The organism is Lysobacter sp. CA196, assembly GCF_052078695.1.
In the GTDB taxonomy this organism is placed as follows: Bacteria; Pseudomonadota; Gammaproteobacteria; order Xanthomonadales; family Xanthomonadaceae; genus Lysobacter.
Map to the genome: position 1 here is coordinate 284868 of NZ_JBQJIN010000002.1, position 20531 is coordinate 305398.

18 protein-coding genes and 1 tRNA gene are annotated in these 20531 nt (G+C 62.2%); 12 read left to right on the forward strand and 7 right to left on the reverse strand.

The window, feature by feature from the left end; translation table 11 throughout:
* Positions 1-106: 106 nt before the first annotated feature.
* The 3 genes from ACTOWK_RS03905 to ACTOWK_RS03915 are packed head-to-tail and all read left to right on the forward strand — an operon-like array spanning position 107 to position 5485.
* Positions 107-2686, forward strand: coding sequence for a TonB-dependent receptor (locus tag ACTOWK_RS03905; RefSeq protein ID WP_441328872.1), 2580 nt, complete (start codon positions 107-109; stop codon positions 2684-2686).
* A 17-nt stretch (positions 2687-2703) separates the two neighbouring features.
* Positions 2704-3918 carry a phosphatidylinositol-specific phospholipase C1-like protein gene (locus ACTOWK_RS03910; RefSeq protein WP_441328873.1) on the forward strand — a complete coding sequence of 405 codons (1215 nt, stop codon included), beginning with the start codon at positions 2704-2706 and terminating at the stop codon, positions 3916-3918.
* A 16-nt stretch (positions 3919-3934) separates the two neighbouring features.
* Positions 3935-5485: a CehA/McbA family metallohydrolase gene (locus ACTOWK_RS03915; protein WP_441328874.1), complete on the forward strand. Its 1551-nt coding sequence runs from the start codon at positions 3935-3937 to the stop codon at positions 5483-5485.
* 131 nt (positions 5486-5616) lie between these two features.
* Here ACTOWK_RS03915 and thiS read toward each other — a convergent pair whose 3' ends face one another.
* On the reverse strand, positions 5617-5817 hold the full coding sequence (thiS, locus tag ACTOWK_RS03920) for a sulfur carrier protein ThiS (protein ID WP_441328875.1): 201 nt from the start codon (positions 5815-5817) through the stop codon (positions 5617-5619).
* Between the two features lie 311 nt (positions 5818-6128).
* On the opposite strand from thiS, the gene ACTOWK_RS03925 reads away from it, so the two are divergent.
* A complete protein-coding gene (locus tag ACTOWK_RS03925; RefSeq protein ID WP_441328927.1) occupies positions 6129-7925 on the forward strand; it encodes an autotransporter domain-containing protein in 1797 nt (598 codons plus the stop codon).
* Between the two features lie 274 nt (positions 7926-8199).
* Positions 8200-8273, forward strand: a tRNA-Gly gene (locus tag ACTOWK_RS03930).
* On the opposite strand, the gene ACTOWK_RS03935 is transcribed toward ACTOWK_RS03930, so the two are convergent.
* Positions 8262-8492 carry a hypothetical protein gene (locus ACTOWK_RS03935; protein ID WP_441328928.1) on the reverse strand — a complete coding sequence of 77 codons (231 nt, stop codon included), beginning with the start codon at positions 8490-8492 and terminating at the stop codon, positions 8262-8264. The genes ACTOWK_RS03930 and ACTOWK_RS03935 overlap by 12 nt on opposite strands.
* On the opposite strand from ACTOWK_RS03935, the gene ACTOWK_RS03940 reads away from it, so the two are divergent.
* The 6 genes from ACTOWK_RS03940 to ACTOWK_RS03965 all read left to right on the forward strand — a co-directional run bounded on the left by ACTOWK_RS03940 (position 8392) and on the right by ACTOWK_RS03965 (position 13853).
* Positions 8392-8814, forward strand: a complete 423-nt coding sequence (locus tag ACTOWK_RS03940; RefSeq protein WP_441328876.1) for a chromate transporter — start codon at positions 8392-8394, stop codon at positions 8812-8814. The two genes, ACTOWK_RS03935 and ACTOWK_RS03940, sit on opposite strands and share 101 nt — an antisense overlap.
* Before the next feature lie 35 nt (positions 8815-8849).
* Positions 8850-9122: a hypothetical protein gene (locus ACTOWK_RS03945; RefSeq protein WP_441328877.1), complete on the forward strand. Its 273-nt coding sequence runs from the start codon at positions 8850-8852 to the stop codon at positions 9120-9122.
* Positions 9123-9263: 141 nt separating this feature from the next.
* Positions 9264-11246 carry a DEAD/DEAH box helicase family protein gene (locus tag ACTOWK_RS03950; protein ID WP_441328878.1) on the forward strand — a complete coding sequence of 661 codons (1983 nt, stop codon included), beginning with the start codon at positions 9264-9266 and terminating at the stop codon, positions 11244-11246.
* Positions 11243-11443: a hypothetical protein gene (locus ACTOWK_RS03955; RefSeq protein ID WP_441328879.1), complete on the forward strand. Its 201-nt coding sequence runs from the start codon at positions 11243-11245 to the stop codon at positions 11441-11443. Before ACTOWK_RS03950 ends, ACTOWK_RS03955 begins: the two co-directional genes overlap by 4 nt.
* A complete protein-coding gene (locus tag ACTOWK_RS03960; protein ID WP_441328880.1) occupies positions 11443-13380 on the forward strand; it encodes an AAA family ATPase in 1938 nt (645 codons plus the stop codon). The genes ACTOWK_RS03955 and ACTOWK_RS03960 overlap by 1 nt, the downstream gene beginning before the upstream one ends.
* Entirely contained in the window at positions 13377-13853 is a 477-nt protein-coding gene (locus tag ACTOWK_RS03965; protein WP_441328881.1) for a hypothetical protein, read from the forward strand. Before ACTOWK_RS03960 ends, ACTOWK_RS03965 begins: the two co-directional genes overlap by 4 nt.
* 57 nt (positions 13854-13910) lie before the next feature.
* Here the strand turns inward: ACTOWK_RS03965 and ACTOWK_RS03970 are convergent, their stop codons facing one another.
* Genes ACTOWK_RS03970 through dndB form a run of 5 tightly spaced genes read right to left on the reverse strand, consistent with a single transcriptional unit; the run spans position 13911 to position 20036 of the window.
* Positions 13911-15071, reverse strand: a complete 1161-nt coding sequence (locus ACTOWK_RS03970; protein ID WP_441328882.1) for a cysteine desulfurase family protein — start codon at positions 15069-15071, stop codon at positions 13911-13913.
* Positions 15068-15442: a DNA sulfur modification protein DndE gene (gene dndE / locus ACTOWK_RS03975; RefSeq protein ID WP_441328883.1), complete on the reverse strand. Its 375-nt coding sequence runs from the start codon at positions 15440-15442 to the stop codon at positions 15068-15070. The genes ACTOWK_RS03970 and dndE overlap by 4 nt, the downstream gene beginning before the upstream one ends.
* Complete coding sequence (gene dndD / locus ACTOWK_RS03980) at positions 15429-17447, reverse strand: DNA sulfur modification protein DndD (protein ID WP_441328884.1); 2019 nt, start codon at positions 17445-17447, stop codon at positions 15429-15431. The genes dndE and dndD overlap by 14 nt, the downstream gene beginning before the upstream one ends.
* 1 nt (position 17448) lies before the next feature.
* Positions 17449-18918 (reverse strand): DNA phosphorothioation system sulfurtransferase DndC, encoded by a 1470-nt coding sequence (dndC, locus tag ACTOWK_RS03985; protein ID WP_441328885.1) that lies wholly within the window; start codon positions 18916-18918, stop codon positions 17449-17451.
* The gene (gene dndB, locus ACTOWK_RS03990; RefSeq protein ID WP_441328886.1) at positions 18918-20036 is read right to left on the reverse strand and encodes a DNA sulfur modification protein DndB; all 1119 of its coding nucleotides are present in this window, start codon (positions 20034-20036) and stop codon (positions 18918-18920) included. Before dndB ends, dndC begins: the two co-directional genes overlap by 1 nt.
* A 255-nt stretch (positions 20037-20291) precedes the next feature.
* On the opposite strand from dndB, the gene ACTOWK_RS03995 reads away from it, so the two are divergent.
* Complete coding sequence (locus ACTOWK_RS03995; RefSeq protein WP_441328887.1) at positions 20292-20528, forward strand: HTH domain-containing protein; 237 nt, start codon at positions 20292-20294, stop codon at positions 20526-20528.
* The last annotated feature ends 3 nt before the right edge of the window (positions 20529-20531 follow it).

Sequence of the window (20531 nt, forward strand, 5' to 3'; positions counted from 1 at the left end):
AATCTTTAAACGTCGCGGCCCAGCATGCGCAGGATTGCCGGGCTCGACGCAGGGCCTTCGGACGGAACCGGCCGGCAGCCTTCCCTTCCTTCCGAACGCCGAATCCATGACGCCTTCCACCCGCCAGCTGAGCCGGGCGATCCGTTGCGCCCTCGTATCGACCGCTTTCGCCGCTTTCGCCGTCTCCACCGCGCAGGCCCAGGACGCCGTCGCGGCCTCCGCCAGCGACGCAAGCATCGCCGCCGCCGCCACCAATCTCGATACCGTCATCGTCACCGGCCGCTCCGGCACGCGCCAACGCAGCAAGGCCGAGACCAGCTATTCGATCACGGCCATCGACGAGGACCGCCTGCGCATGCAGGCGCCGACCTCGGTCACCGAGGCGATGAAGTCGGTGCCGGGCTTCTGGGTCGAGGCCACCGGCGGCGAAGCCAGCGGCAACATCCGCGCGCGCGGCATTCCGGTCGACGGCTTCGGTTCGGTGACCCTGCTCGAAGACGGCATCCCGGTGCAGCACGACCCGGCCCTGGGATTCCTCAACGGCGACCAGGCGTTCCGTCTCGACGAAACCATCGAACGCATCGAAGTGGTGCGCGGCGGCCCCTCGTCGGTGTTCTACTCGAACGCGCCGGCCGGCGCGATCAACTTCATCCCGCGCGTAGTCGGCGACAGCGCCGAGGGCGTGGTCAAGTACACCGCCGGCGACTACGGCCTGAACCGCTACGACTTCTTTTTCGGCACGCCGCTCGGCGCCGGCTGGAAGCTCGGCCTCGGCGGCTTCTATCGCTTCGACGACGGCATCCGCGACCCCGGTTTCCAGGCCAACGACGGCGGCCAGTACCGGATCAACCTGAGCAAGGAGTTCGAACGCGGTCGTTTCGCCTTCGACTACAAGCGCCTCGACGACAATGTCGCGCTGTACCTGGGCATTCCGATGCGCACCTATGCCGACGGCAAGATCCGCGGCGTGCCCGGTTTCGACGACCACTACGGCACCCTGGCCGGCCCGGAAACCCGTCACGCCTCGATGCTGCAGGGCGACCGCAGCCGCTACGCCTTCGACAACGCCCGCGGCACCGAGGTGAAGCGCGACCAGTACACGGTCAAGTTCGACTACGACCTCGGCGCCGGCTTCAAGCTGGCCCAGTCGCTGCGCTACGACCGCACTGAGACCCAGCGCAACGGCGTGTTCCCACTGCAGTTGCTCAGCGCCTCCAAGTTCCTGTCCGACCCGGCCCTGAAAAAGCAACTTGCGGCGATTCCCGGGGCCACCGGTGCGCAACTGCGTTACCTCAATACTCCGGGCCAGGTGCTCGACGTCGTCAATCAGAACGGCAACGGCCTGGTCACCGTCGGCGGCCTGCGTGGCGTGACCATGCCGGTCGACGAACTGATCAGCGACACCCGGCTGATGCGTCGTTTCGATGCCGGCGGGCAGAGCCACGACCTCACCTTCGGTTATTACTACGCGCGCTTCGACCAGGACTTCGACCGTTATTCGTCGACGACCCTGCTCGACGTGCGCGATAACGCGCGTTTGCTGGATCTGGTTGCGGTGGACGCCGCCGGCCGGCCGCTGGCGACGCTGACCGACCAGGGCTTCTACCGCTACGGCTACGAATGGGAGAACGCCAGCGGCCGTTCGACCACCCAGGCCGTGTACCTGTCGGACGAATGGCAGGTCAACGAGCGCCTGCGCATCGACGCCGGCGTGCGCTGGGAGAAGGTCAACGCCAAGGGCTGGACCGAGATCCGCAAGCAGGTCAACCTCGGCACTCCGGCGAGCTCGCAGATCCTGACCGGCTCGGGCCGCTTCGTGAACTACGACCGCGACTACGACAAGCTCGGCTGGACCGTCGGCGCCAACTGGCAGTTCGACAAGTACTCGGGCTTGTTCGCGCGCTGGACCCCGACCTTCCGCCTGCCCAATCTGTCGAGCTTCATCACCCGCTATTCCAACTGCACCCAGGCCGCGGCGCAGGACTGCGTCAGCAAGGACACCGCGGCGCAGCCGGTGATCCAGACCATGCAGCTCGGCGAAGTCGGCTACAAGTTCAGCAACGAAACCTTCGACGTGTTCGCCACCTTGTTCTACACCAAGTACGAGAACGTCGGTTTCAGCAATGCCGTGTTCGACCTGAACGCCGGCACCTCGACCGTGCAGCAAGGCTATGCCGACACCAAGACCACCGGCCTGGAACTGGAGGCCTCGTGGTTCCCGGTGCGCTGGTTCGATGTGCAGCTGACCGCCACCGTGCAGGACCCGCAGTACAAGGGCCTGCGCTACACCGAGATCGTCAACGGCGCGCCGGTGTTGCGCGACTTCGTCGGCAACCAGCTGATCCGGGTGCCGAAGAACAGCTTCCGCATCGTGCCGGGCATCAACCTGCTCGACGACCGCCTGCGCCTGCAGCTCGCCTACGAATACCAGGGCGAGCGTTTCGTCGACACCGCCAATTCGGTGCGGCTGCCGTCGTACAACGTCCTCAATGCCAGCGCCCGCTACGAGTTCACCCCGGGGCTGACCTTGTTCCTGTACGGCGACAACCTGACCAACTCACGCGGCCTGACCGAAGGCAATCCGCGTGCCGGCGAGCTGCAGAGCGCCGATGCGGGCGCCAACACCTTCATCGCCCGTCCGCTGCTCGGCCGCGCCTTCCGCGCCGCGCTGATGTATCGGTTCTGAGCGCGATGCGGGCGGTGATGCTTAAGGTGTGGTTGAGCGGCGCGCTGATCGGCGGTGCGGCCCTTGTCGGCGTGGCCGGTGCGCAGACCAGCGCACCGGTCGCGGACGCAGGCTGCAAGCTCGATGCGGATAGCGCCGCCGCTGCCGGCCAGGATTGCAGCCAGGCCTGGATCGATGCGCGCCTGCGGATCAACGATCTGCAGGCGATCGGCACCCACAACAGCTACAAGCTGGCGATTTCGCCGGACGAACTGGCTGCGCATCGTGCGGTGGATGCGGCCGGCGCGGATTCGCTGGACTATGCGCATCCGCCTTTGTTCGCGCAGTTGGAACAGGGCGCCCGCACGCTCGAACTCGATGTCTATTACGACCCGCGCGGCGGCGGTTATGCGCATCCGCCGGGTGCCTTGCGTCGGGGCTATGGTATGGCCGGCCCCTGGCCGCCGACGGTTGCGGAGGAGATGGCGCGGCCCGGCTTCAAGGTCATGCACCTGGCCGACATCGACTTCCGCAGCCAGTGCATGGTTTTCGTGCAATGCCTGCGGCAGATCCGCGACTGGTCGCAGCGGCATCGCGAGCACGCGCCGATCCTGATCCTGCTCAACGCCAAGGACGGCCGCGGCGGGCCCGGTGCGGTCGCGCCGTTGCCCTTCGACGGCGTCGCCTTCGATGCGCTCGATGGCGAGATCCGCTCGGTCTTCGCCGCCGCCGAACTGATCGTGCCCGACGACGTGCGCGGCGATGCGCCGAGTTTGCGCGAAGCGGTGCTGGCCGGCGGCTGGCCGACGCTCGGGCAGGCGCGCGGCAAGGTCTTGTTCGCGCTCGACGAGGACGCGCGCAAGGTCGGCTTGTACCGCGGTGCGCGCCGCTCGCTGGAAGGGCGGGCGATGTTCGTCAACACCGACGAGCAGGCCTCCGATGCCGCCTATCTGACCCTCAACGACCCGATCGGACAGGGCGAGCGCATCGCCATGGCGGTCGCCGCCGGCTTCCTGGTGCGCACCCGCGCCGACGCCGACACGCTCGAGGCGCGACGCAACGACCCGCGCCGGCGCGAGGCCGCCTTCGCCAGCGGCGCGCACTACATCTCCACCGATTACCCGCAGCCCGACCGGCGCTTCAGCCGCTATCGCGTGGTGTTCCCGCGCAGCGAGATCGCGCGCTGCAACCCGCGGCGCCAAGCGGAGCGCTGCAACCAGCGCCCGCTCGAAGCGCCAGAGAAGCACGATTGACCCGTCCGGAGCGAGCATGAACCCGTTTGCCGTGTTGTCCGCGCGCCGCTTCGGTTTGCGTGTCGTGCGAGCGCTGCTGATGCTGGCCCTGGCCTGCGCAACGCCTATGGCCAGTGCTGCCGACGCCGCCGACCTGACCATCGAGGGCACGATCGAAGGCCGCGACAACCGCAGTTACCGCGAAATGCCGTTCCGGGTGCCGGACGGTGTCGCCCGCATCACCGTCGAGTTCGACTACGACGGGCGCGAGCACAAGACCACCATCGACCTCGGCCTGATCGGGCCGGGCGACTTTCTCGGCCGCGACGGCTTTCGCGGTTGGAGTGGCGGCAACAAACGTGTGTTCACCGTCAGCGCCGCCGATGCGACCCCGTCGTATTCGGCCGGCGCCTTGCCGGCGGGCGAGTGGAAAGTCCTGCTCGGTATTCCCAACATCCGCGCCGATCAGCGCGCCCGTTATGTCGCGCGCATCCATTTCGGCACGGCCGATACGCCCGACGCCCTGCCTGCGGTGATCGCTGGAAAACCGTTGCGTTCCGGGCCGGGTTGGTACCGAGGCGACCTGCACATGCACAGCGGCCATAGCGACGGCAGTTGCGCCTCGCAGGCCGGCACCCGGGTGCCGTGCCCGCTGTTCCTGACCGCGCAGGCCGCAAGCCGGCAAGGGCTCGACTTCGTCGCGGTGACCGAACACAACACGGTCTCGCACCTGTCGGCCTTGCGCGAATTGCAGCCCTACTTCGACCGCCTGTTGCTGATGCCCGGCATCGAGATCACCACCTTCCAGGGCCATGCCAACGTGTTCGGCACCTACGCGCCGGTCGACTTCCGCGTCGGCAGCGCCGCGGTGCCGGACTGGAACAGCGTATTGCGCGCGCTGGAAGAACGCGGCGCGCCGGTTTCTATCAACCACCCGATCCGCCCTTCCGACGAACGCTGCATGGGCTGTGGTTGGACGCCGATGCCGACGGCGGACCTGTCGCGGGTCAGCATGGTCGAGGCCGTCAACGGCGGCGACGCCGACACGCCGGGCTCCGGCATCGCCTTCTGGCAGCGCGAACTCAATGCCGGCCATCGCCTCACCGGCATCGGCGGCAGCGACAACCACGATGCGCCGACCGAGGCCGAAGAAACCTTCGGTGCCAACCGCATCGGCCGCCCGACCACGGTCGTGCATGCGCGCGAACTGTCGATGCCGGCGATCCTGGAAGGCCTGCGTGCCGGCAATGTCTTCGTCGATGTGCGTGGATCGAAGGAGCGCGCCCTGGAACTCAGTGCGCGGCACGCTGCCCAGCAGGTCGCGATGGGCGGCGAGCTGCGCCTGCGTGCTGGCGAGGAGGCGAGGTTGAGCCTGACCGTGCGCAACGTCGCCGGCGGCCGGGTCGAAACCATCGTCGACGGCGTCGTCGCGCCCTTGATCGAACAGCCGGCGGTCAGCGCGGCCGAGCAACGCTTCGACTTCCGCTGGCCGAGCGACGGCGCCCGCCATTGGCTGCGCGTCGACGTGCGCGATGCGCAGGGGCGCCTGCTCCTGATGGGCAACCCGGTGTATTTCAACCGGCGATGAGCCGCGGGTAGTGCCTGCTCACTCAATTCGCACTGGGGTGGGGCAGGGACGACGGAAGGACCATGTGCTCAAAGCGAGTGCTCGCTCGCATCGGCCTTCGTTGGTCCCTTCAGATCAGCGCAGTCGCGCCCTCAGCCGCCGCCCAGCGCATGCACGATCTCGACCTTGTCGCCTTCGGTCAGGGCGCGCTCGGCGTGGCGCCCGCGCGGGACGATCTCGCCGTTGATCTCGACCGCGACCCGGCGTTCGCCCAGGCCTTCGGTGCGCAGCAGTTCGACCACGGTGGTCGGCGCCGCGAGCGCGCGCGGTTCGCCATTGAGCAGGATATTCATACCGCCATTGTCGCGTGGGCGCCCGCTTGCGACCAGTCTCGGCCGTGGCGATTGGGCCATCCGAACCGCGCCGAAACTCCGCTCTGTGACCTCTGGCCCCCGCGCCGGAGCGCCCGGCCGGGGATAATCGCGGCCTGGTTTTGCCGCGCTGCGCCTTGCCTTGATCCGCCGGCGCGTGTTTCGATTCGGCCATCCGCCGGCGTATGTCTCGCCCGGACGGCGTTTTCTTCCGGCAATCGACCGACCGTTCGATCGCCACCACCCGTCACATCACCGCAGGGAAGTTCATGATGAAACCCGTTCGTACCGTGCTGGCCGCCGCCCTCGTGCTGGCCGCCGCTCCGGCTTTCGCCCAGGAGTATTCGCAGACCGTCTTCATCGGCGACAGCCTGACCGACTCCGGCCATTTCCGCCCGGCCCTGTTCCAGGCGGTCGGTCCGAACGCGGCCCTGATCGGGCGCTTCACCACCAACCCGGGCCTGGTCTGGTCGGAGTACGTCGCCGAGTACTACGGCACCAACGCCACCAGCGCCAACCAAGGCGGCACCAACTACGCCGTCGGCGGCGCCCGCACCGGCACCAACAGCGCCAGCCCGCTCGGCCCGATTCCGTCGCTGGCCACGCAGACCACCAACTACCTCGCCGCCAACGGCGGCCGCGCCGACCCGAACGCGCTGTACACCGTGTGGGGCGGCGCCAACGACTTGTTCGCAGTCGTCGCCGGCGCCCCGGCGCAGGCGACCATCACCAACGCCGTCACCGCGCAGATCGGCGTGGTCGCCGCGCTGCAGAACGCCGGCGCCCAGTACGTGCTGGTGCCGACCGTGCCGAATCTCGGCCTGACCCCGCAATTCCGCGCCGGCGGCGCCGCCGCCCAGGCCGCCGGTACCCAGCTGTCGACCACCTACAACAACGCCCTGTACGGCGGCCTCGCCGCGGCCGGCCTGCGCGTGATCCCGCTCAACACCTTCAGCTTGCTGGCGGAAATCACCGCCAACCCGGCGCCGTACGGCATCACCAACGTCACCGGCACCGGCTGCAATCCGCAGATCACCGCCTCGTCGCTGACCTGCAGCCCGCTCAACTACGCCGCCCCCGACGCGCCGGAAACCTACGCCTTCGCCGACGGCGTGCACCCGTCGAGCAAGGCCCATCGCATCCTCGCCGACTACGCGCTGTCGGTGCTGGAAGCGCCGCGTTTCATCGCCGTGCTGCCGAACTCGGCCGCGATGAGCGGCCGCGCCCGCGCCGACCAGGTCGCCAACCACATCGCCGGTTCGCAGGACGGCGACGGCATGCGTTGGTGGACCAGCCTGCGCGGCGATTTCCAGCGCTACGGTCACGGCGATCTGTACGACGGCGCCGGTCCGGCGCTGAGCGGCGGTATCGATTGGAACCGCGGCAACCTCGTGTTCGGCGCCTTTGCCGGCTACGGCCAGCAGAAGAACGACTTCGGCCTGCGCAACGGCGAATTCGAGCAGAAGGAAGCCACCCTCGGCGGTTTCGTCGGCTGGTACGGCGAGCGCGCCTGGGTCAACGGCCAGGTCAGCTACACCCAGCTCGACTTCGACATCGACCGCAACGCCAACCTCGGCCCGGTCACCCGCGTCCACCACGGCTCGGCCGACGGCGACAACCTCACCATCGCCGTCAACGGCGGTTGGGAATTCGGCCAGGACGCCCTGCGTCACGGCCCGGTGCTCGGCCTGGTCTCGCAGAAGATCGAAGTCGACGGTTTCGCCGAAAGCGACCCGACCCTGTCGACCTCGCTGGCCTATCCGAAGCAGGAGTTCGACTCGCTGATCGGCAGCGTCGGCTGGCAGATCAACTACACCCACAGCGAAAGCTTCCGCCCCTACGCGCGCCTGACCGTCGACCGCGAGTTCGAGGACGCCCCCGAACACGCCTACGCCCGCCTGCAGACCGTGCCGGGTCTCGGCGACTACGCCGTGATGGGCCGCAAGTTCGACCAGAACTACGGCACCCTGCTGTTCGGCGTGCGCACCCACCTGTTCGGCATGGACGCCAACATCGGCGCCAGCGCGACGGTCGGCCAGGGCGGCGGCAACAACACCAGCGTGTTCGCACAGGTGGGTCGCGGGTTCTGATTGCTGCGGCACTGCACTACCGCGTCATAGCGGCATAGCGTTATTGCGTCACCGAAACCGGGCCGAGAGGCCCGGTTTCTTTTTGGGCGGGGCCTAGGGGGGGCGTCAAGCGAGCGCGGGGCTTCGATAAGTACGGCCGACACAGGGACCGGGGCGATAGAGAGTCGGAGAAGAGCGCGGGCAGAGCGAGCGGGGAGGGCGCCAGCCTCGCGCCGCAGCGCCATCGGCCCGGCGTTTGCCACCCGCGCGGCCTGCGCTATAAACTGGCCCGCAAGCGGGTGTAGTTCAATGGTAGAACTGCAGCTTCCCAAGCTGCTAGCGTGGGTTCGATTCCCATCACCCGCTCCATTCCCATCGCAGCGATTCGCTGCCGATACGCGCTGCAAGCCAGCGGCTATCGACGCAGCCGCGATTGAAGAGGCGCCTGAGCCAGCGCTGCAGCGCGTCCAACGACACCGCCACTGTTTTGACAGCCCGGAATCGCGTCGGGTTTGCCGAGGCGCTGCGCGTTTGGGCCAAGATCGGCGCGCTCGGCTTCGGCGGACCGACCGGCCAGATCGCGCTCATGCACCGCGAACCGGTCGAGAAGCGCAAGTGGATCGGCGAGCCGTGCTTCCTGCACGCCTTGAGCTACTGCATGTTGTTGCTCGGGCCCGAGGCCCAACAACTCGCGGCTTATATCGGCTGGCTGCTGCATCGGGCCCGAGGCGGCATCATCGCCGGAGTGTTGTTCGTCCTGCCGGGCGCCCTGGTATTGGGTCTGCTCGGTTGGCTGTATGTCGTTCACGGCTCGGCTCTGCTCGTGGCGGCCTTGTTCTTCGGCTTGAAGGCCTCCCTCTCGGCGATCACCGCCGTCGTGGTCGGCGTAATACTCAACCTCGCCGCCTGATTCGTACTGCACACGATCCTCCGCGCCACCACCGCATGGCAGCGGGGTCCGCTGACCATCGGCCGGAATGGACATCGCTCGAACCCGGCGCCGCCATCCTCGCGATCGCAGCATTGGCAGCCATGCTGCGCTTCAAGATCGGCATGGGGTGGACGCTGGCGGCAAGCGGGTTGGTTGGGGCGTTGTATTACGTGGGGCGTGGGTGGGGCTTTCGTGTTGAGGTGGGCTATGGATACTTGGACAGTCGTTATCCAAATCTTCTCGGGGCTAAATATTTGATTGATATAGAAAATAATGGACTCACCTAAGGCTTTGACACATTCCTAAAGGCTTTGACACATTTTCCCTTCTTATCTGGCGGTTGGCGCCCCACTAAGCGGTAGGCTTGGTTAAGATGGCACATTAGGAAGCCATACCTGTAGGGGATCGTTTTGCAGGTTAAAACACCGATGGATTCGGCCGATCATGCAGAGCAGGGGCAGTCAGGCGCGAGCTTGTCTGGCCTTCGACAGCTTGAACCCAAGCCGCTATTTAACACCTCGACCGACGAGGTGGAGCGGGAATTCCTAATCCCCGCTCTCCAGCGCTCACTGCTCTATGACCGAGGCGTGGGTTTCTTCTCCTCTGCCTGGCTGCGTCGCGTCTCACACGGTTTGATTGCGCTTGCCAGTCAGGCGGGAAAGGCACGCATCATTGCCAGCCCAATCCTGAGTCCAGAGGACTGGGCTGCGTTGCGCCAAGGTATCGATGCGCAATTAGACCCCAAGCTGCATGCCGAACTCGCGAAGTCGGTCGAGGACTTGGCAGGCGACCTGCCACAGGACTCGGTCGCGCTGCTGGCCTGGATGGTGGCGGACGAATTGCTGGAATTTCGGATCGCAACACCCGCGAACAATCTGGATGGGGACTTTCACGATAAGTTTGGACAGTTCCACGATGCGTACGGCAACGTGGTGGCATTCCATGGCTCTCCCAACGACAGTGAGAAAGCATTCCATAACTATGAGTCAATCTCTTGCTTCTACTCGTGGCTGGATTCTCGCGAGAAGCAGCGCACCAAAGACAGCGTTGAGCGATTTTTGCGGTTGTGGGAGAACCGGGATGTCAATGTGCGGGTGTTCCCGCTGCCCGAGGCCATCCGTCGCAACTTGGTGAAGTTCACCGAGTATCATCCGCGACCCTACACTCCAGCGCCCAAGCGCCAGGAGGTCAAGTCCGCTAAGTGGCGACACCAGACCCAAGCGCTTGAAACCTTCATTAGCAAGACCAATGGCATCTTGGCGATGGCCACTGGCACGGGAAAGACGCGCACCGCTCTATCGATCCTCGACGAGCTCAGGGCGCGGGGTGCGATCAAGTCCGCGATCATCACGATGTCGGGGACCGATCTGTTGGGTCAGTGGCGCAAGGAGCTGTTGAAGAGATCACCGTTCCCTGTCTATTGCGCCTTTGCCGATTACAAGGAGCAGCAACAGTTCATCAACGATCCTACAGAAGCTCTGCTTCTGGTGTCCCGACAGATGTTGGCGAAGGTGCTCTCCCGGTTGCCGTCCGAGGTGGTTAGCGAGGCCATCATCGTTTGCGACGAAGTGCATGGGTTGGGCTCGGAAGGGCTGACCAAGACGCTCGCGGGACGCATTAAGCCCTTCAAGTATCGGCTTGGACTCAGTGCAACGCCTGATCGTGAATATGATCTCGAGGGCAACCAATTCATCGAAGACGAAGTGGGGCCGATCATCTTCGAATTCGGATTGGAGGATGCCATCGAACGAGGCATTCTTTGCGAGCTCGATTACGTTCCGCTGTCCTATGTTTTGTCGGATGAGGATCGGCAGACCATTCACGCGATCATTCGCGCCCATCATGCGCGTAGTGCAGCCGGAGAGCATCCTTCGCCAGAAGAACTCTACCGTCGTATCGCATCGGTGCGTAAATGCACCACGACCAAGCTTGCGCCCTTCCACGAGTATCTGAAAGCCAATGCTGGCGTGTTAGAGCGCTGCCTGATATTCGTTGAGAATCGCGAGTATGGATTGAAGGTGCAGGAGCTTGTGTTGGGGTTCAACGCGCGCATCCACACCTACTATGCAGCAGATGATCAGCAGCAACTTGAAATCTTCTCCAAGGGCTCGGTGGATTGCCTGATCACCTGCCATCGGATTTCCGAGGGGATCGACATCAAGTCGGTCAACAATGTCGTCCTGTTCTCCTCTTCCAGAGCTAGGCTGGAAACGATCCAGCGCCTGGGACGCTGTTTGCGCATAGATGATGCGAACCCGGGCAAGCGTGCGTTGGTAGTCGATTTCGTCGAGGACGTTGACGACGAAAATGAGGGTGATGAGGAAGCGGAAGAGAACGAGAGGCGCGCTGACGAACTAAGGCGCGAGTGGTTTGAGAAGTTGGCTCAGGTTCGCCGAAAGGATGCGTCATGACCAATGACACGCAGAAAGTTATCAACGACGAGATCGAAGCCGCGTTGGATGAAGTGTTAGCCAGTCTAGATGCTGACGAGCGCTTCAATTCTCGGTTCCGGCAGCTGGTGCGAAACGCGATCAGCAACAACTTCGCTGATGGCGACGTGAGAAGCGTTATTGACCTCGCACCTAGCCAGTATGCGGAGGGTGAATAATGGACCTTCGTATCGTGGGATGGAGCTACAAGAACATCCGTGGTATGCGCGATGTGCAAATCCAACTAGGGGACCTTCCAGCTCAGTGGACCCTCATCCAGATGCCCAATGGCACGGGCAAGACTACGACACTCACACTCATGCGTCTGGCGTTGTCTGGCGAGACGCCAGAGCCTCAGATTGTGCGAAGTTTCCGGCCTGATGATCTGACGGCAAGCGGCGAGTTTGTCCTACGCATCACGGTCGATGGCGACAAGTGTTGGCTGATCCTGCAATTTGACTATGTCGAAGGCACGATGCGGCCATTCACCTCCCGAGCATCCCTAGACTCAGGCGGCTATGAGCCGGGACGACGGTTGAAGCGCGACTTGCAGGATCTTCTGACGGCGGCGTTCACCCGCCTGTTCGTCTTCGACGGTGAGCTTGCTAAAAGTATCCGCGACCTATCGAAGGACGAAGCGTCCAGAGCCATACGGACGCTCTACCAACTGGATCGCGTCGCCCTGCTGCGAAAGGCGGCGCAACGGGTTTTGGATGCAGAACAAGAAGCCAGTGTTCGCACCGGGCGTGGACATAGCAATATCGCCGGCCGTTTGAATACCGCCGAAGCCAAGCTTCGTGTCTTGAAGGCTACTAAGAAAGAGCTTGAAGCGTCGCGTGCAGACCTTGCGCAAAAAATTTCCGCATTGGAGGCGAGGCGGCAAGAGCGCATCTCGGTAAGCGCGGGGCTAGGCGAGCGTTTGAACGTCGTCAATGCGAAGCGTGCGGACATCGCCGCAAGCCTACAAGGGCTTACGAGCCACGTTGCTGAGTTGAGCCGAAATCCGGCAGCTATATCCCAGGTCATCCAGGTCCGGCTACATGATCTGGCGGCACGGTTGCAAAAGTTGAAATTGCCGAAGACGACTTCTTCGGAATTCTTCCACGAGCTCGCCAAGGCGCCCGAGTGTATTTGCGGGCGCCCCATTGGGCCGCACGAGAAGTGCCAAATCGAGGCGCGCGCTAATGAATACCTGGGGCATAACCAGGTGGCCGTGATCAATGCAATGAAGGAATCGCTTCGCACTAGCGTCGCCGATCCGAGCTTGTTGGTCGAGGGTGTGGAGCAAATGAAATCGCTGATGCGTCAGCGAAAGCAAGTCGAGCATGAATTTGATCGCATCTGCGCTGAGCGTGAGGAGCAGGGCGACGATCAAATCGAAGCCATCCGTATCGAGCTTGAAAGTTCTCGCGCCGCCTTTGATGAGCAGGAGCGAAAGTTCCTTGCCCTCATTGCGACGTCTAAGGCGGACCAGCATAGCTATGACGTAGATTGGAATGACAATATTCCTTTGTGCGAGAAGCAGGTCGCCGAAGCCAGAGCTGCACTCACCGCAGCGACGAACACGATGCGACTAATGGAGCAAAGCACCTTCGTTCAGGATGCTTTGCAATTTGTGGAGAAGCGAGCGTATGAAGCGCTGCGGGATCGAGTGCAAGCATCCACCAATGAAAAATTGAAGACTCTTTTGCCAGGAGAAGGCATCCGGGTATCAGAGATCAGCAGTTCATTGATGCTGTCCACGGATGCGCTAGCCAGCAAAGACTCAGTAAGTGAAGGGCAAGGGCTCGCCGTTGCCTACGCATTTCTAGCGTCGCTGTTTGAAGATGCGCCCTATCGGCTTCCCTTCGTCGTGGACAGTCCGGCCGTCTCGCTAGACACCTTGGTTCGGCGCGAGGTTGCCGAGCTTATTCCTAGCCTGTTTGGACAGGCCATCTTCTTCGTCATTTCGAGCGAGCGAGAGGGGTTCGCAGAAAGCTTCTATGGTCGTTCGGGTGCCAAATTCATCACAGTGGAAACGGGTAAGGATGGGCGCACACGTGTGGAGGAAGGCATCGAGCCCTTCAAGGCGTTTCATTCCGACGAGGATGAACCCCAGGCGGAGGTGGAGGCATGAGCTTCAAGCATCACAAGCTGGCGCCTGCATTTTTCCAGAGGCTAATGCCGCCGGGTGGGCCAGGGCGCTTCGACACCCAGTTCGATGCCTACTACTACTGCATCATGTGTGGCCTTGATCGCCGCCGTTTAGGCGCCGAGGTCGATGTCGGAGAGGAGTTCAACAAAGACTATGTCCAAACCTATCAGCCCTACGCGGACTTGATCGCCGGTTTGCTGGTGGACGCGGAGTTGGTGCGGATCAGTATTCCGCTCGATGATGTAAAGAGCGTGGAGAAGAAGATGGTTGATCTGCTCGAACCGGTTTCGACCAGCAAGTTGAAGCCGGAGGGTTTGGCGCTGCTTAACCGCTACGCCGCGGGTGGCTTTGAAGTCATTAGTGATGCATTCGCCGCGCCGCCACAGAGTCTTGAAGAGTTCTTTATCACTTATCAGGGCCTGTGGCGTTCTGGCGCTGATGGGCAGGACGAGTAAGGGGTAGATTCAGTCGAAAACTGAGGGCCGCTTACCAGCAATTTTGGAGCAAGAGGTTCACCCCATCTGGCGCAGACGAGACACGCCCTCAACTATGTGTTGAGCCGCGCTAGTGATGTCAGACAGCTTGGTGTGTCGACCGGTAGACAGGCGAAAGGAGGTTCGTGCGCGTGCGGTGTCTCCAAACATCGCTAGGAGAACATGCGAAGTCTCCACGGTTTCCGTGGCGCAGGCACTGGATGCCGAGAAGGCAACCGTCTCACGCAGGAGACGCATCAAAGCTAGTGGCTCTACACCTTCGATTGAAAGGGCCAAGTTATTAGGTAGGCGTTCGATGGGGTGTCCGTTGACCTGCACGCCATCGATCCCTTCCCGCAGGATCTCTAAGAGACGCTGATTGCATGCGTTGACGTGGGACGCGGTCTTGGTCAGGTGCTTCTTGCCGAATTCCATGGCCGCTCCCAGCCCCACGATCAGTGGGGTGTTAAGCGTGCCTGGCCTCAAAGCTTTCTCTTGGCCGCCACCCCACAGTAAGGGTGAGAGCTTGGTTCGCGGACGTCTGCGACGCACATACAGCGCACCCACGCCCTTAGGGCCGTAGATCTTGTGTCCAGAGAAGCTGGCCAGATCGACCCCGAGCTTCGTGACGTCGATCGGCAAGTAGGCCGGCATCTGGGCCAGGTCCGCATGTAATAACACGCTGTGCTGAGCACACAGAGCGCCGATCTGGACCAAGGGTTGGAGCGTCCCGACTTCGTTATTGGCCCCCATGATCGAAACCAAGGCCGTTTCGGGTCGGAACGCCGACGCCAGCTCATCCAAGCGTATCTGCCCAGTGTCGTCGACCGGGAGATAGGTGATTGAATGGCCCTCATTTTCTAGCTGACGAAACGCTTCCAACACGGCCGGATGTTCGATCCGCGAGGTAATGAAATGACCCTTGGTGGCCAGGGCACGCGCCACGCCCAAGATGGCCATGTTGTCCGACTCGGTGCAGGAGCCGGTAAAGGTGATTTCAGATGCCTGCGCCCCGATCGCTGCGGCCACCTGCTCGCGCGCGGTCTGTATGGCCCCCGCTGCAGTTTGCCCATACAGGTGATCGATACTGGACGGATTGCCGAAATGTTCGAGGAAGTAAGGGCGCATGGCCTCGAACACCGCTGGTTCCAACGGCGTTGTTGCATTGTGATCGAGGTAAATGGGATAGGGGGCGATCACGGGGTTTGGGCGGCGAGCATGACCAAGTCGGAGGGAGACTTCACACGCACCGATAGCGATCCGACGCCGCGGTGGATGTGCCCACGGACCCGGGCCATTAGCACCTCGTCTGACAGGGCCGGTCCGCCCGTTCGTTCCTCGACTGAGCGAACCAGGGCAAGCAGCAGTTCGGTCAGTTCACCCGTGAGCGTATAGGCATTGAACTCCTGACCTTCTTGGTCGGGCAGCGGAATGTCGCCCAGAGGGCCGTCTTCCAAAGACTGCATCAGCGCATAGCGACAGAGCAGGTTAGGGGTGATGTGCGTCTTCTGCTTGATGGACCGCAGCCTGCTAGTCGCATCCCTGGAAATTTTGAGCTTACTGTAGTGCATGGATCCCTCTCATCTCCTGCCTGAGCGCCTCGAAGTAGCCAGGTTGCGCTTCGGTGCGTCCTTCACGGCGGATGTATTCCAGCAGGTAGGAATGCGATACGTGCTTTTCCAGTGTGGCGACCACTTCGACATCCACTTCTGTATCGGTGGACAGCACGATGACTTGATGGCTGACTTCGGGCAGGTAGCGTCCGATGATATTGGCTCTATGCTCGCTATCTAGGCGTGCCAATGGCGTATCGATAATCACCGGCAATTTGCGGCCGCTGGTCTTGGCCAACGCCCACAACATTGCGATGGCGTAGATCTGCTTCTCGCCCGCAGACAGTAGACGTTTCGGGATCTGTCCTCCATCGGCATCGATCAAGGTAGCCTGGAAGGTGGCGTCATCAATGCGGACGCCTCGCACGACATCGCCCTTGCGCGCCAGACGGTTGAAGCACTCTACGAATGCCTTCTCCAACGCGCGTGTCTTTTGCTTGACCAAGGCTGACTCGTAGGCAGCCAAAACCTTGGAGGTCTTGGAAGCCAGCTCCATGCGACGATCAGATTGGGAGCGGTCAGACTGCTCGCTGAGAATGCGCGTGCGCTCGCGCTCCAACACGGTTTGGCGATAGGCCAGCTCCTTGATCCGCGCCTCAGTCGACTCGATCTCGTGACGCGTCGCGCCACAGGCCTGTTCGGCCGTGCGCAATTCATCAAGGCGGAAATCGGTGGTGGTCTCATCCACCCGGGCCAAGGCTGCTTCAATAGAGCGTAGGCGCTCGATCACCTGGGCATACTCGGACCCGGCTGCCGCAGCTTCCTGCCTGGACTGCGACAGCGCCCGCTCCAAACGCTCCCGACCATTTGGCACGTGCGTAATGGGATTGGGGGCGGCCCCCGCGCTGGCCGTGGCGGTCTTATTGGTCGCCTGTTTCAAGATTTCGTCGAAATCCTGCTGGACCTGCCCTTTCCAGCGTCGCCTGCCTGCGTCTGAGGTGTTCGCGAGCCAATGCTTCAACGCCGCGCGCATGGTGCTGGACAGAGCGGGGTCGCCCTGAGCCCCACCGCGCGCCGTAGCGTCGAGCACTCTACTCAGAAGCTTGGGCGCCACAGCCAGGGGCCAGAGTCCTGCGGAGCCTTCGCGGATACGGGCGAGCAGGGCGGATTGGCGCTTTTGAAGCAGGTCGCGCTCACCCCGAAGTTCGCCCACCCGCATCGCCACATCGCCGCCAGAGGCGACGAAGCGTTGGCGGGCTTTCTCTGCTGTGTGTTCCTGGCCATCGAAGCGAGTGCGCAGTTCAGCGACCTGATCGCGAAGTTGGGAGAGCTCCTCGTCAAGGCGACCGTGGTCCCGGATCACCTCATCTAGGCGATCGGCGGAGTCGTCGACATTGGCGCGCTCCTGGCGAGAAATGAACAGTCCCAGGTCGGTGCGAAGACGGCTGACGATCTCGATGCCGAGCAGGGCACGAATGGCGTGGGATAGATGCTCGTCGCTGTCTTTGTCCTCGGCGATGTCAGTGATCTTCTCGCCGTCAAAGAAAAACAGCTGGGATACACCCGGTGGAAGCATGTCTTGCAAGAAGAACTGCCACTCTTCGCGCGGCACCGACGCCAGCTCACTGCCGTCTTTGCTGATATCCAAGGACTCGATCAGCGACTGGCCTCGCACGGCCCACGCGCGCACAACCTGGTAGCGATGCGTAATCCCTGCCTCGGCATAGTCAAAGTCCAGCGTGATCGATGCGCTGGAAGGCTGCGGCTTGGAAGCCGGGGGCACGTGGATACGGCTTTTTAGGTAAGCGTTGTAGTCAGACTGGGAGACACGGTTGCCCAACGCCAGCTTGCCGTAGAGCGTCAGGCGCACGGCATCAAGCAGGCTGGTTTTGCCCGCACCGTTATTGCCGCCAATCAGAATGATCGGCCGTTCCTTCTTGTATCGGGTGCGGGGCAGCAAAGAAATTGACTGCTGTCCCGCATACAGGCCGAAGTCCTGCAATGTTATCGAACGCAAAAGCACTTCATTCCCCTACGCTATCTTCAAGTGCCAACGCGTCGTCGTCCTCTGCGTCAAGCTCCATGCCATCTTTGGCCAGTGATTGACGCCGATCGGCCAGAATCTCGTCCATGCTGCGCCAGTCGCGCGCCAAGACATCTTCGATACGGGTGTGAATGGCGTGGCGCCGCTTCAACCCTTGCGTTGTGCGCTGCAAATCGAGCAGGCGCACGACCAGCTCGGTGGGAATTCCCTGTTGGTGGCAGATGTCATCCAGCAGCTGACCATCTTCGAGGTTGAAGGTGGCGGCATCGTCGGAAACCCAGTTGAGCTCGATGCCTAGGACATCGCGAACGATGGTGGGCACGGAGTCTTGCCAATCGCCGCGCTCTTGGCGCCAGATTTGGCGAATGGCATGGAGCTCAGCTTCGTGGATGATCTGCGTGGACTCGCCGGGCGGCGCTTCCTTTTGCACTTCCAACTGCGTGCGCAAAAGCTTTTCCAAAAGCTCCTTGCAAAAATCAAGCTTGTAGGGGCCCGGAATGAGCTGGTCTGAGCCCTTCTTGAAAGTTACTTGGCCCGTGCGGCGACGGAAGTCTCGCACTTCCTTCTTCTTCTCTGGATCTTGGGTCGCGGCCAGCATGTCGCGGTAGACGAGAAGGGGTTCGAGCCAGTCCTGGCCCGAGTCGATCATGGCCTCCATCGACTTGTCGCGCGTTACCACCGTGCATACCCAGCAACCGAAGCGAGAGTTGCCACAGCTCGGTGTTGTGGTATCGACGACCAGAGGGCATTCGCCAGCCTGTGCGTTGCGATACATCGCCACCAGATCGCGATTGTCATTGCCCCAAGGCGATGGATTTTGAAGAAGGTAGGTCCACACATCGTCAGTGCTGAAAGACACGATAGGTGCGTAGACGAACGCATTGGGAAGGGATGAGTGGCGAGAGAGGGGAGAGCCCTTGATGCTGTGGAATGAAATGACCTGCGCACGCGTGGCGCTCTCTGAGGAGCGCACGCCCAGCAGCATGATCACCTCGCCGAACTCGGCAACGCGATCGAGGATGAACTCGTTGGCTGGCTCGATTTTCAAGCGCTCGGTGCACCAGCGGAACCGACGAGACGGAGCAGGGTAGCCTCGGCCGATCATGTTCACCCAGAAGCTGCGATCGATTTTCGGCACGACCTTATGCGAGCGGAACGGCATATCCTGCGCAATCGCCGTATGCTCGATGCGCTTCAAGGTCTCATCGATATAGTTAACGATGACGGGTGTCTCGACCAGCGTGTCTGAGCTGATGACATATACCGGCTTGGTTCGCGAACTCGCCGGCAGCGCGGCCAATGCTGTCCACACTACCTGCAAAGCGCAGGTGGAGTCCTTGCCGCCGCTGAATCCCAGCACCCAGGGGCGCTTGTCGGCCAAGTAGAGCTCGCGCACCTCCTGGTAGAGGCTTTCCAGTGCCGAGGCTGCGTTCTTGTTGACCTTAGCCATTAGCTCGCCCTCCGCATGTCGAAGTGCATTCCGCGCGATGAAGAGATGCGGCGTTCGAGCTCTAATGCATCCTGGTTGAGCTTCAAGCCCAGTGCCTGGCGAACAATATTGGCGACTAAGCCAACGGTCAGTGCCGATTTACTGATCTTTCCTGCGTGCAAAGCGCGTCCTTCCCAAAGCTCGATGTTCGAGCGCGACCAATCAATTTGCTTTAATCCCGAGAGCTTCTTCTTCCAGTCTTTCGGATGCTCATCCAATAGCTGCGCGCCTGCCGAGCCGATGGCTTGCAGGGCGATGCCGTGCGCGTGGACGTAGTCGCGACGGAGGTCGGACGAATTAGCTTTTCGGCTTTGCACGGCTTGCCAATCGGGCATGTTGCGGATGACCTCTTCCCAGAATGCGATAGCCGTAGCGAGGTTGTCTGGTTGGGGCGTCCCATTGCGTGGCCGATCAAACAAAAGGCCGTTCGCTTGGTGCAGGGAGCTGAAAGTGAAGAGTTTCATAGCCCGGTTAGAAAGACTGGTGCTTTCCAGGTCGGTGAACTCCCGGAACAACGGCACCTTCTGGACCGTGTCTCTTGTCAGCTGTGCAAACTCGTCTCTGTGGTCGTAAAGAAGCCGGATGGATTTTGTCGGGCGGGTCGCATGAACATTCAGGTCCGCGAACATCTGCTGTGAACGAGTTAGGCCGCCGTCGGCAAGCAGGACGACGGAGATGGACTCATCACCGATTTCCGGCCGTTCCTTGATGGCCTCCTCAATTGCAGCGCGACGATGTTGGCCGTCGTTTATCAGGATGGTGCAGCTCATGCCAATGTGGAGCACGCCTACATTGCGCATTGCGCCTTGTTCTTGGACCGGCTCGAACTCCACCTCGCCGTCGACCGAGGCGCACAGAGACGAGAGGATGTATTCCTGTGGGTTGTCAGCGATGTAGCGGGCAATCTGGGGGACCCGGGCACGGTTGAGCACCCGTTGGGCCCGGAGCTCGGGAGGGACGCTCTCATCGTCGAACCTGAACAGCTTGGGGACCAGTTTGAGCGGGCACAGAAGAACGAAAAAGGCCTTTCCGGCCTGTATTCCCCGCATCGCAGTAAAAGAGTATCGGTTTGCTTCCATAGTCCGGATCGCCGCTGTGGACGTTTCTTGGAGCCGTTTGGACGTTTGCTGGAAGTCAGAATACTGCGTTTGCGGCTCTGGGTCACGTCCAACTTGCGGTAGCCCAAGAGGCCTTTGCGCCAGGCGCCCTGGGGGGGGAGGCAGGCGCATGGTGCGGCCCAGTGCGAGGCCAGGGGTGGCCGCCATCGGGTCGGTTAACCTACGGGCAGAGCTTCCCCGGGTGGTCCGGAGGGCGACCGGCATGAGAAACGAACAATGACAATTACCGAAGCAATCAAGCAGGTGCTGGCGAAGAAGTCGCCGCTGACTGCGGCCGAAATTCACCGAGCGATCGTTGAAGCGTCTCTGTTCGAGTTCAAGTCCAAGGCCGCCGCCAGCATTGTGCGTGCCCAGCTTCGGCGTCATTGCGAAGGGGTAAATGCGGCCAATGCCTCGTCAAAGAAAGAGTTTCGCCTTGTCGGCGCAGACAAGTATGCGCTGATATCGAAATAGGCC